General features: G+C 58.9%; 10 protein-coding genes. 7 read left to right on the top strand and 3 right to left on the bottom strand.

The annotated features are described in order from the left end of the window. Positions 1-235: 235 nt before the first annotated feature. From B145_RS0103730 to B145_RS0103750, 5 genes are all read left to right on the top strand, one after another. Positions 236-1,513, top strand: coding sequence for a paraquat-inducible protein A (locus B145_RS0103730; RefSeq protein ID WP_018605265.1), 1,278 nt, complete (start codon positions 236-238; stop codon positions 1,511-1,513). After that, positions 1,506-3,140, top strand: a complete 1,635-nt coding sequence (locus tag B145_RS0103735) for a PqiB family protein (protein WP_018605266.1) — start codon at positions 1,506-1,508, stop codon at positions 3,138-3,140. The genes B145_RS0103730 and B145_RS0103735 overlap by 8 nt, the downstream gene beginning before the upstream one ends. Before the next feature lie 2 nt (positions 3,141-3,142). Next, positions 3,143-3,721, top strand: a complete 579-nt coding sequence (locus tag B145_RS0103740; protein WP_051082534.1) for a PqiC family protein — start codon at positions 3,143-3,145, stop codon at positions 3,719-3,721. A 108-nt stretch (positions 3,722-3,829) separates the two neighbouring features. Next, complete coding sequence (locus B145_RS0103745) at positions 3,830-5,011, top strand: UbiH/UbiF family hydroxylase (protein ID WP_018605268.1); 1,182 nt, start codon at positions 3,830-3,832, stop codon at positions 5,009-5,011. A gap of 36 nt (positions 5,012-5,047) precedes the next feature. Continuing rightward, positions 5,048-5,776, top strand: coding sequence for a DsbC family protein (locus B145_RS0103750; RefSeq protein WP_018605269.1), 729 nt, complete (start codon positions 5,048-5,050; stop codon positions 5,774-5,776). Between the two features lie 140 nt (positions 5,777-5,916). Here the strand turns inward: B145_RS0103750 and B145_RS27195 are convergent, their stop codons facing one another. Both B145_RS27195 and glmU read right to left on the bottom strand, forming a co-directional pair. Beyond that, the gene (locus tag B145_RS27195) at positions 5,917-7,539 is read right to left on the bottom strand and encodes an ATP-binding protein (RefSeq protein WP_018605270.1); all 1,623 of its coding nucleotides are present in this window, start codon (positions 7,537-7,539) and stop codon (positions 5,917-5,919) included. A gap of 197 nt (positions 7,540-7,736) precedes the next feature. Further along, positions 7,737-9,104 (bottom strand): bifunctional UDP-N-acetylglucosamine diphosphorylase/glucosamine-1-phosphate N-acetyltransferase GlmU, encoded by a 1,368-nt coding sequence (glmU, locus tag B145_RS0103765; protein ID WP_018605272.1) that lies wholly within the window; start codon positions 9,102-9,104, stop codon positions 7,737-7,739. 190 nt (positions 9,105-9,294) lie between these two features. Here glmU and B145_RS28510 point away from each other — a divergent pair, with 190 nt between their 5' ends. Then, a complete protein-coding gene (locus tag B145_RS28510; RefSeq protein ID WP_157288258.1) occupies positions 9,295-9,522 on the top strand; it encodes a hypothetical protein in 228 nt (75 codons plus the stop codon). 192 nt (positions 9,523-9,714) lie between these two features. Further along, a complete protein-coding gene (locus B145_RS0103770) occupies positions 9,715-10,914 on the top strand; it encodes an acetate/propionate family kinase (RefSeq protein ID WP_018605273.1) in 1,200 nt (399 codons plus the stop codon). Between the two features lie 76 nt (positions 10,915-10,990). Here the strand turns inward: B145_RS0103770 and B145_RS0103775 are convergent, their stop codons facing one another. Then, positions 10,991-11,404, bottom strand: coding sequence for a hemerythrin domain-containing protein (locus B145_RS0103775; protein WP_157288259.1), 414 nt, complete (start codon positions 11,402-11,404; stop codon positions 10,991-10,993). Between the last annotated feature and the right edge of the window lie 160 nt (positions 11,405-11,564).

Consider the following 11,564-nt stretch of genomic DNA (forward strand, 5'->3'; position numbering starts at 1 on the left):
CGGCATATCTGTGCCGGGGGTGAGCAGGGCGCGCGCATAGTAATCAAGCTTAAGCCTGCGGCTGTCTGGGTGCGTGAGTGGGTCTTTGCGCGGGCAGGATTTGATATGCTAGAACAAGTATTCTAGCGGGCGCATACCAAGCACCGTGACTGGAATAACCACTTTGGAGAGACTTGAATGATACAAATGCAAGGCTGTGACCGCCCGCCTGTGGGGAACGAGGCTTGAGTCGGGCATGACTGCGCCCCTCATGCCTCTGGTTGCCTGTGATCATTGCAACCTGATTCATCGGCCTGTGGCCGCGCTGCCCCACGGGCAATTTGCCCGCTGCACGCGCTGTGGCTCGCGTCTGCATGGGGCGCATGTGCATTCGCTTGATCGGGCCTTGGCCTTGGCCTTGGCGGCGGCCATCCTTTTTCTGTGCGTGTGCACCTTCCCCTTGATGCATCTGGATCTGCAGGGGATGCAGGCCCGCACGGCCTTGCCGGGGGCGATGATGGCTCTGTACCGCCAGAACATGTCTGCCCTGGCCTTGCTGACGGGCTGGGCGGCCTTGGTGGCGCCTGCGGCCGTGATCGCCTCTATGCTCTATATATTGCTGCCCATGCGTATGGGGCGCGTGCCACCCGGGTTTGCCAGGGTGATGCGGGGGATGCAGTTTTTGCAATCCTGGGCCATGGTCGAGGTTTTCATGCTTGGCGTGGTGGTGTCCCTGGTCAAGCTCGGCAAGGTGGGTGAGGTGCATGCGGATGTGGGCACCGGGCTCTGTGCCGCCCTGATGCTGTTGCTAACAGGTTTGAGCGTCGAGTTTGAGCATCGCCGTATCTGGCAGATGCATGACATCCTGCGCTTCGGGCGGATGCGCGATCAGTTGTCCTCCTCCCAGAGTGCAGCACAGCCGGATCAGCCCCTCCTGGTTTGCAGCACATGCGGCCTGATCTGTACGGCCCATGGGGAACACTGTGCCTGCCCGCGTTGCAATACGATGCTCCATGCAGGCAGGCCGCAGAGCTTGAGCCGCTGTCTGGCCTTGTTGCTGGCAAGTCTGCTGCTGTATTTCCCGGCCAATCTGCTCACCATGATGGAGACGACCTCGGCATTCGATGTGCAGGAGGACACCATCATCAGTGGCGTGGTCTACCTTTGGCAGAACGGTTCGCCCGATCTGGCCGTGATCGTGTTTGTGGCCAGCGTTGTAGTCCCCTTGCTCAAAATCCTCTGCCTGGGTTTGTTGTTAGCCTGTGTAAAATGGCGTTGGCAGATTCCCCGCATACAGCAGAGCAGGCTCTTTGCGCTGGTGGAGTTTGTAGGCAAGTGGTCGATGCTAGACCTCTTCGTGATTGCCCTATTGAGCGCGTTGGTCGATTTTGGCCCCCTGGCCTCCGTGCGGGCAGGGCCAGCGGCGATTGCATTTGGTGCCGTGGTGGTGTTGACCATGTTGGCCGCGTCAGCATTTGATCCGCATCTGATTTGGCGTGAGCCCATAAAAAAGACGGAAGGCAGCAATGGTTGATCAGACTGAACCCCCCGTGCAGGATTTCCCCCACGCGATTTCGCAGCGCCCCAGCCTTTTGCAGCGCCTGCCCGTCGTCTGGCTGGTGCCGCTGATTGCCTTGCTGGTGGGCGGCTGGCTAGCGATCAAGGCAATTCGTGACCAAGGGCCCACCATCACCATCAGTTTTGAATCGGCGGCGGGGTTGGAGGCAGGCAAGACCAAGCTCAAATACAAGGAACTGGATATCGGGATGGTCAAAAGCGTGACCCTGGCAGCGGATCGCAGCCACGTCATCGTCAAGGCCGAGATGTCGCCCAGCGTGGCGGACCTCATGCTCGAAGACACCCGCTTCTGGGTGGTGCGCCCGCGCATTGCCAACGGCGGGATCAGTGGGCTGGATACGGTGCTCTCCGGGGCCTATATCGGCATGGATGTCGGGGACAGTGCGCAGCATCGGCAAGATTTTGTCGGCCTGGAAGCCCCCCCGATGGTCACCGCCCATCAGGCCGGGCGCCTGTTCCGGCTCAAGGCCAGTGATCTAGGTTCCCTGAGTTATGGCACGCCAGTGTACTTTCGTCGCATCGAAGTCGGGGAACTGGTGGCGTATGAACTGGATCGGGATGGCTCCGGGATTACCGCCAAAGTTTTTATCCATGCGCCGTATGATAAATACGTGACCAGGGAGACTCATTTCTGGCATGCCAGTGGCTTGGACGTGTCGATGGACGCAACAGGGGTGAGGTTGCGCACACAATCCTTGGCTTCGGTGGTGTTGGGGGGGATCGCCTTTTCTACCCAGGACGACACGATTGGCAAGGAGCCTGCGGCGGCAGAAACCAGCTTTGTGTTGGCAGAATCCAGGGAAGACGCCTTTCGGCCAGACGACAGTGTGTTTGATGAATATGACATGGTCTTCAACGAAACTGTGCGTGGGCTCAAGCCCGGTGCCGAGGTGGATTTCCGGGGGATAGCGATCGGCGAAGTGGTCAGCCTGGGGATGAGTTATGAACGCGACAAGCGCAGTCTGACGGTACCGGTGCGCATCCGCATCTATCCGGATCGGATGCGCTCGCTGAACATCGAGCAGAAGGTGGGGGATACCCCTGCCGGGCGCCGCAAACTGCTGGATGATTTCATCGCTGCGGGGCTGCGCGCCCAGTTGCGTACCGGCAACCTGTTGACCGGTCAGCTTTACGTGGCGCTGGATTTCTTCCCCAAGGCCGCTCGGCAGGCGGTGGATTGGGCACGTGTCCCCCCTGTGTTGCCTACCACCAATGGCGATCTGCATGAATTGCAGGCCACGCTCGCCAGCATTGCAGGCAAGCTGGATCGGATACCCTTCGAGCAGATCAGTGCCGATCTGCACCAATCCCTGCAATCGCTGGACAAGGCGCTCAAGGATGCGGACGCCCTGATTGCCAAGCTCGATGGTGAGGTGGCGCCCGAGATCAAGGCCACCCTTGCCAGCGCGCGCCAGACGCTGAACACCACCGAGCAGACCATGGCCAACCAGTCTCCCATGCAGCAGGAATTGCAGGGCAGCTTGCGAGAGGTGTCCCGCGCGGCGCAGTCGGTACGGGAACTGACCGATTATCTGCAACGCCATCCCGAAGCGCTGCTGCGTGGCAAAACCGAGGAGAAGTGAGCGTGAGCGGATCAAAAGCATGGTGGGCACTATTGGCGGCGGTTTGTTTCGGCTTGGCCGGGTGTAGTTCGACGCCGGTCCGTTTCTACTCGCTTGACGGGGTGACGCCTGCACGTGCCGACGCGCACAGTGAGATCAGCGTGGTGGTGGCCCAGGTGGGCATTCCGCCGCGTGTGGATCGCAGGCAACTGGTGCTGGGTGTGGGCGAGGTGAAGATTGCCGAGCTGGAGCAATGGGTAGCCCCTTTGCGGGAAGAGATTGGCCATGCTGTGGCCTTGAATCTTTCACATCTGCTGGGGGCCGAGCAGGTGGCAGCATGGCCGCAGAATCTGGTGGCGGACGCCGCCTTGAGCGTCCATCTGGATGTCGCCCGCTTTGATTCGCAACCCGGTGTCGGGGCGATGGATGAAATCAGTTGGAGTGTGCGTGACCGTCAGGGCAAGCCCCTGGCGTCTGGACGCAAGAACTATCAGTCCGTGCCTGCAAATGTTTCATTGGCTGCGCTGGTGGCGGCCCACAACCAGAATCTGGCTGCGGTGGCGGAAGATATTGCGCAGGCTGTGGTGGCCCTCAAACAATGATGGGCGCCTGAACCGAGCGATGGCACTGGTCATCCTGCCGTGGTGATGCGATAGTCGAGCCTGTGGCGCAATGCGCTTTGTCTCTTGCCGGTGCAGCGCCCCGGCAGAATGCTCATCATGACGCAAAATATTGATCTGGATATCTTGATTGTGGGCGCCGGGCTTGCGGGTGCAAGTCTGGCCTGTGCCTTGCGCGGCAGCCATTACCGGGTGGGGCTAGTGGAGCGACAGGCACCTGCCCCGGTGGCGGGGTGGGATGCGCGTATCTATGCCATCAGCCCGGCCAATGTGACGTTTCTGGAGCGCTGTGGGGCTTGGCCGCACCTGGACGCACAACGCATCCAGGCTGTGTCCCGCATGGATGTGCGCGGGGACGCGGGCGGGCGGCTACAGTTCTCTGCCTACGAATGCGGCCTGGATTCGCTGGCCAGCATCGTGGAGAGCTGCCAGATGGCGCATGAACTATGGGAGACCGCCAGGCGCCAGCCGAATATCCAGCTCTTTTGCCCCGCAACCCCCGTCTCCTTCAAATGCGAGGCCGATGCCGCGACAGTAACGCTGGAAGACGGGCGCAGCATTCGTGCAGCGTTGGTGGTTGGGGCTGACGGGGCACAATCCTGGTTACGTGCTGTGGCAGGCTTGGCGGCGGATTTCCGCCCCTATGGCGAGTTGGGCGTGGTCGCCAACTTCAAGGCTGCAAAGCCGCACCGTGGTACCGCCTATCAATGGTTCCGTGAAGATGGCATCCTGGCTTATCTGCCGTTACCGGAGAACCAAATCTCGATTGTGTGGTCAACGCCAGAGCCGCATGCCCAGTCGCTTCTGGCGCTACCGGCTGAAGCCTTGGCCGAGCAGGTGGCGCAAGCCGGGGAACGTGTGTTGGGGGACTTGGAAGTCATCACCCCCGCGCAGGGCTTCCCCTTGCGGCTCCTGAAAGTGCCGCAGGTGGTGGCGCCGCGTGTCGCTTTGATCGGGGATGCGGCCCATGGGGTGCATCCTTTGTCGGGGCATGGTATCAACCTGGGGTTCCAGGATGCGCAGGCGCTCAGCGAATTGTTGTTGAACCTGCCGACGATGTGCGACATTGGTGAGCTGGTCATCCTGCAACGCCATGCGCGGGCCAGGGCTGAGGAAACCCTGCTTGTACAGGGGCTGACTCACGCTTTGCATGAGTTGTTCAGGCCCCGTTTGGCGCCGCTTGCCGCTTTGCGCAACATGGGCATGAATATGCTCGGTAATATGTCTTTGCTGCGCAGTATGGCAACACGCTATGCTGCGGGATTATTCTAAACTGGCGGCGCTGCCCGCCCTGACTGGAGATTTGCCTTGAATCGTTTGATTACTGCGGGCCTTGCCCTGTGTTTGTCGCTGTGTGCTCTGACTGCCCAGGCAGGGGAAGCCGAAGTCCGCAAAGGTGTGGATTCGATCATGTCCATGCCCGGGGCAATCCAGGAGCTGAACAAGCTTCCTTATGGCAACTTCTACGAAGTGCTGCTCAAAAATGGGCAGATTTTGTATGTCGATGCTTCGGGCAAGTTCTTCTTCAGTGGCAACCTGATTGACATTGCCAAGAAAGAGGACGTAACCGCCCGGCGTGAGAACGACCGCTCCAAGATCAACATCTCGGAATTGCCCCTGAACCAAGCCATCAAGCAGGTGCGTGGCAACGGCAAGCGGACCCTGGTGACTTTTGAAGATGCCAACTGCGGCTATTGCAAGAAGCTGGCAAAAGACATGAAGGACCTGAAGGACGCCACCATCTATACTTTCATGATTGCCATCCTGGCACCGGATTCCGAGACCAAGGCTCGTAACATCTGGTGTTCGGCAGACAAGGCCAAGGCCTGGAACGACTGGATGGTCGACGGCAAGGAACCGCCTGCATCAGCCAAGTGTGAAGACCCGATTGCCAAAAACATGGACTTGGCCTCCCGCTACAATATCCACGGCACACCGACCATCTATCTTGCCGATGGTAACCGTGCAGGTGGCGGCTATCTGCCTCTGGCGAAGCTGGAAGAGGCCCTGGCCCGCGTGGAAAAAGCCAAGAAATAAGCAGCATTCCGCATAGCGGGAACCTGAGCATGTCTGCGTAAGAAGGATGCAGCAAAGTTCTAAAAAATCCCCTGGCATGGAGTTGCCAGGGGATTTTTTTATGCGCCTGTGGTTTAGGGTGGGCAGTTGGTTGTGGGCGTTCAGGGCTTTGCTGCGCTCTGATCTTTGACCATTTTGGGCGCCGTACAGGGCAGGGTGATTTCAAAGCGTGTGCCTTCCCCAGGCGCGCTGAAAACCTCAATCTTGCCGCCCAGCAGCCCGGCCACGATGTTGTGGACAATGTGCAGCCCCAGCCCTGAGCCGCCCTGGCCGAGCTTGGTGGTGAAAAAAGGTTCAAAGATCCGGTTTTTGACTTCGGGACTCATCCCCAGACCGTTGTCGGCACAGATGATCATGACATGGTTGTTTTCAAGTTTCCGGCTTTCGATGTTGACGTAACCACTGTCGCGTCCCTCAAAGCCATGAATCAACGAATTGAGCACCAGATTGGTCAGCACTTGACCAAGTGGGCCGGGGAAACTATCCATTACCACATCCATGGCCAGTTCGGTATTGACCTTGAATGGGGTGCCTTTGAAGCTAGGGTGGATGGTGACCAGAACTTCATGGATGACCTTGGCCAGATCAAAACGGCGCCGCATATCGGTGGTCTGGTCGATGGCCAGCTGTTTGAAATCACGGATGAGGTCGGCGGCGCGCTGGATGTTTCGCTGCAGCAAGGCTTGTCCTTCACGGGTCGCCTCAATGACCGAGAGCAGATCGGAGCGGCGCAGGGAATTGTTTTCCAGCGTCTGGGCAAGGTTGCAGAAATGCTCATCCAGCGTGGAGACAACGGTCATGGCGTTGCCAAGCGGAGTATTCAGCTCGTGGGCCACGCCTGCCACCAGGCGCCCCAGTGAGGCGAGTTTTTCGGATTCGATCAGGCCCGATTGGGTCGTCTTGAGCGTATCCATCGCCTCAACCAGTTCTGCGTTGGCGTGGGTGAGTGCTTCGGTACGTTCTGCCACGCGCCTTTCCAGCAAAGAGGCGTGTTCGGTGAGTTCCTCATTCTTGTTGCGTAATTCGGCAAAAGTCTTTAGCAGGGTCAGGCGCATGTGTTCCATGGCGGTGGCAACCTGCCCCAACTCATCATGATGATCGGGCAGGATGGCATGGCTGAAATCCTCCTGGGCGATGTGATTGGCACCTTCGGTCAGGGTGGCGATGGGGGTGAGCAGGCGTCTGCGCAAGACCAGGAAGATCAAGACCAGGGCGACCGCGAGCATCAAGGCGCTGCGCACCATCATCCATTCCTGTGCTTTCTGGCTGGCTGCCAGATAGGGGGATAGATTCATGGTGACGGAAACGCGACCAATCACCTCGCCATCGCGCAGGATGGGGGATTCGGCTGTGAGTTTCTGGCTCTGTCCCGTGCTGGGGCGGTGAATCTCTACAAATGGTATGGAGGAATGTGAGTCATAGACGATGACCGAATCAAAGCGTGGGTTGTTGGAGATGGCATCCGCAATGCTTCGGGCGTTTTCGTGCGCCAACTCCCATAGCTGCGACTGCATCACCAGGGCCAATGTTTGGGTGGTGCGTTGCAGGTCTTGCTCCAACTCACGTCTGGCGGTTTGGGCGCTTAGATTCTGCTCCAGCGCAAAGGTGATCAGGGCGGGGATCAGCAGGCCGAAGGCCACCGCGTAAACAACGGCGCCTCGTAAGCCACGGGGCAGAATGTGGTTTGGCAGCCGCGAAGAGAGGGGCGAGGAGGGCTTGAGCATGGCAGGTGAGGGGCAGGAAGCGAAAACGTGTCTCCAAATCCTGATGGGAGCCGACTACGTGAAGCCTGACGGTGAGAGCCTGTCTGCGATCTGTATGATGGCAAGATAGCACTTCCCTTTTGAAAGTGCTGTGATGGATTGTCAGGCCAAGAAAGTCGGTCCTGGCCTGACATCGCCACAGGCGCACGCCTCCAGGGTCAGTCGCCTTTTTTGGGCTTGGTCGGGCGCACCCAGCCAGACAGGCTGATCTGCCGGGCGCGGCCCAAGGTCAGTGCATCTTCGGGGGCATCACGCGTCAAGGTGGTGCCTGCGCCAATCGTTGCGCCACGCCCGATCTTGACGGGGGCGACCAGTTGGCTGTCCGAACCGATGAACACATTGTCTTCAATGATGGTGCGGTGCTTGTTGGCGCCATCGTAATTGCAGGTGATCACCCCGGCACCGACATTGACCCGGCTGCCCACGGTGGCATCCCCCAGGTAGGACAGATGGTTGGCCTTGGTATGGGCTGCGATCTGGCTGTTTTTGATCTCGACGAAATTCCCGACGTGTACGTCTTGAGCCAATACCGTACCCGGGCGCAGGCGTGCGAAGGGGCCGAGTACGCCTTCAGGGCCGATCTCTGCGCCTTCGAAATGGCAGAATGGGGCGATCCGGGTGAGGGGGCCGACCTTGACATTCTTGAGCACCGAATAGGCGCCAAGCTTGACGCCATCGGCCAGTTCGACACGGCCTTCAAATACACAGCCCACGTCGATTTCCACGTCGCGCCCACAGATCAGCTCACCCCGGATGTCGATGCGGGCCGGGTCCAGGATGGTGACGCCAGCTTCCATCAGGGTGTTGGCCCGGTTGCGTTGGTAGATGCGCTCCAGCTCGGCCAGTTGAACCTTGTTGTTGACCCCCAGGGTTTCCCATTCCTGCGCGGGTTGCTGGGCCCGCACTTCAATGCCGTCGGCCACAGCCATGGCAATAATATCGGGCAGATAGTATTCGCCCTGGGCGTTGTTGTTGGATAGGCGGGACAGCCAACTCCGCAGTAGGCGGGCTGGCGCGCACAAAATGCCGGTGTTGATTTCCCTTATGGCCCGTTCGGCAGCGCTGGCGTCCTTGTCTTCTACAATCCGGATCACACTGCCCTGCGTGTCGCGCACGATGCGGCCATAGCCCTTGGGATTGGCCAAGTCCACCGTGAGCAGGCCCACATGGCTGTCTCCGGCAGTATCGAGCAAGGCCTGGAGCGTGGAAGTCTGGATCAGGGGTACATCGCCAAACAGGATCAGCACGCTGCCCGTGTCATCGAACACTGACATGGCTTGTTGTGTGGCGTGGCCTGTGCCCAGTTGTTGGGCCTGCTCGGCCCACAGGATGTCGGGGGCGGCGAGCGTTGCACGCACCTGATCGCCGCCATGCCCATACACCACGCAAAGCTTGCGGGGGGACAGGGCCCGGGAGGCATTCAGCACATGGGCCAGCAAAGGCTGCCCGGCAATGGGTTGCAGCACTTTGGGCAGTTGGGAGTTCATTCGCTTGCCCTGACCAGCAGCAAGAATCGCAATTTGCATGATTAAAACTTTCGGGGTAGGTCTGCCATTACGCGGGCCAGACAAAACGCACAAGGGAGGATCTTAACACCATAAAAACAGGGTCATTTTTGTTGCGATGCCACAACAACTGGATTTTGTTTGATATGTGTCACTGGAAGGGTTTTCCATGATAGCTAATATCGATCACGCTCTAATCAGAAGCAAGGTCATGGATATTGCAGTGCCGCCCACTACGGGTTGTGCCCAAAGTTTTGCCACGCCAGCGCCATCGTGCACTGCGCAAACAAGGCTGGCAGAACGTAGCGGGATCGGTCACAATGCGCCCGGCTTGGCAGATGCCCTGAGCAAGTTGCGACGAATTCTGCCGTATTTTCTCGCGCCGCCTGTTTTACCCCTGCACACAAGCAATGTGTGGCATCTGCCCGATGGGCATTGAGCCAATTGTCTGGTGCAGCATGGGAAGGCGTATGCCAGACGAACCGAATACCAATACCTGGTCGGACTCTTGTGGTCCGGGGTTGTTTCCGGGGCCTGTTGGCCCATTGTGCTGACCCGTTGTGCAGTGCGTGTGATCATCAAGCGCCTTGTCGCTCACCGCCAGACTGCGGCTCAATAAGTTGGAGAAAAAATGAAGTCCCTCTTGATCATTAATGCAGGCTCTTCCAGCCTTAAGTTCGCCGTTTTCGCACTGCCCCTGACGCAGGACGCTCCTTCGATCTACCGTGGTCAGATTGACGGCATTGGTGCCAACACCCAATTCGTGGCCAAAGATGTGGATGGCAAGGTGTTGCTCGATACCATCATCAAGTCGCCCGAAGGCACCCCGCTGGAAGAACAACAGCAACTGGCGCTGGACGCACTGCTCAACTGGATTGAAGCCCAGAACATCCAATTGGCCGCTGTCGGCCACCGTGTGCTGCACGGCGGTGAAGACTATGTGGCACCGGTGGCGATTACCCCCGAAGTGCTGGCCAAACTGGAAACCTTCATTCCGTTGGGCCCGCTGCACCAGCCGCACAACCTGCGCCCGATCCGCGCGCTGGCCAAGAAATACCCCAGCCTGCCGCAAGTGGCCTGTTTCGACACCGCTTTCCACCGCACCCAACCGTGGGAAGCCGTCACCTACCCGATTCCCCGCAAGTTCACCAAGGAAGGCGTGATCCGTTGGGGTTTCCACGGCTCTTCCTACGACTACATCTCCCGTCAGTTGGAAGGTGTGCTGGGTAAGGAAAAGGCCCACGGCGCTGTGGTCGTTGCCCACATGGGTAACGGTGCATCCATGTCTGCTCTGCGCGACCTGAAGTGCGTGGCCACCACCATGGGCTTCACCGCTGCAGAAGGCATGATGATGGGCACCCGTTGCGGCACCATCGACCCGGCTATCGTTCTGTACCTGATGGAACGTCACGGCTATTCGGCAGCTGATGTGTCCCGCTTCCTGTACAAGGAATCTGGCCTGCTGGGCGTGTCTGGCATCAGCCAGGACATGCGCACTCTGGAATCCTCCGATGCACCGGAAGCCAAGGAAGCCCTCAAGCTGTTCTGCTACCGTGCTGCACGTGAAATCGGTTCGCTGGCGATGGCTGCTGGCGGCCTGGATGCAGTTGTGTTCACTGGCGGCATCGGTGAAAACTCCCAGTTCGTGCGTAACGCTGTGGTCGACTACCTCGCCTGGATGGGCGCCAAGCTGGACCCGGAACTGAACAAGGTGCGCGGCAAGGCCCACTGTGTTCACACCGCAGACAGCAAGGTTGCGCTGGCCGTGATCCCCACCAACGAAGAGTGGATGATCGCCCACCACACCACCACGCTGCTGAGCCTGAAGTAATCCAGGTTTCAGACAGTCAAAAGGCCATCCCTCGGGATGGCCTTTTTTGCGCGCTCAAAGAAGCGTGATCGGTCGATCAGTCTTGTGTGGCGGCTTCGTTATTCTGCTGCTCCAGCAACGCATCCAACACATCCCACACTTCGTTTTCCTCAAGCTCGATGTGCTTTTCAAGCATGTGCACAAAGTCGACCAGCAAGGCCGTGGTCGGCGTGTCCAGTGCCTTGTCCATGCCGCGCATGATTTCGTGCTGCGAGAACACTTCATCGGCCAGCGCGTCGTGCCCGGCTTCCCGCAACAGCGGCAGGGCATAGCGCTCCTCCTCGATGAAGTGCGGATCAAGGTCGGTGGCAAACACATGGCGCACGCGTTTGGCGATTTCCGGCAGGTCGCTTTCCGATTCCGGGTTCACTTGCCGCATAGCGGAAATAAAGTGCATCACCGCCTGATGTTCCTGGGCGAGGTGCTTGAGGCGAATGCTGAGTTTTCTCACGGGTTATACCACGCTATTTTTAAATCGTTATGGAAGATGGTGTGCTGACTCGGTAACTGAGTCTAGACATGCAAGCGTGTCCTTGGTTTTGATGCAAGTCAAACAAGTTGCGATCGCCCTGGGTGGTGTTTTCGGCAATGTTCGCGGTCAAGATAGTGCG

Source organism: Uliginosibacterium gangwonense DSM 18521 (assembly GCF_000373965.1).
GTDB classification, from domain to species: Bacteria; Pseudomonadota; Gammaproteobacteria; order Burkholderiales; family Rhodocyclaceae; genus Uliginosibacterium; species Uliginosibacterium gangwonense.

What these genes read in the sequence shown, in the direction of transcription:
- B145_RS0103770 (WP_018605273.1), top strand. Translation starts at nt 9,715, where the DNA reads ATGAAGTCCCTCTTGATCATTAATGCAGGCTCTTCCAGCCTTAAGTTC.
- B145_RS0103735 (WP_018605266.1), top strand. Translation starts at nt 1,506, where the DNA reads ATGGTTGATCAGACTGAACCCCCCGTGCAGGATTTCCCCCACGCGATT.
- glmU (WP_018605272.1), bottom strand. Translation starts at nt 9,104, where the DNA reads ATGCAAATTGCGATTCTTGCTGCTGGTCAGGGCAAGCGAATGAACTCC.
- B145_RS28510 (WP_157288258.1), top strand. Translation starts at nt 9,295, where the DNA reads ATGGATATTGCAGTGCCGCCCACTACGGGTTGTGCCCAAAGTTTTGCC.
- B145_RS27195 (WP_018605270.1), bottom strand. Translation starts at nt 7,539, where the DNA reads ATGCTCAAGCCCTCCTCGCCCCTCTCTTCGCGGCTGCCAAACCACATT.
- B145_RS0103745 (WP_018605268.1), top strand. Translation starts at nt 3,830, where the DNA reads ATGCTCATCATGACGCAAAATATTGATCTGGATATCTTGATTGTGGGC.
- B145_RS0103730 (WP_018605265.1), top strand. Translation starts at nt 236, where the DNA reads ATGACTGCGCCCCTCATGCCTCTGGTTGCCTGTGATCATTGCAACCTG.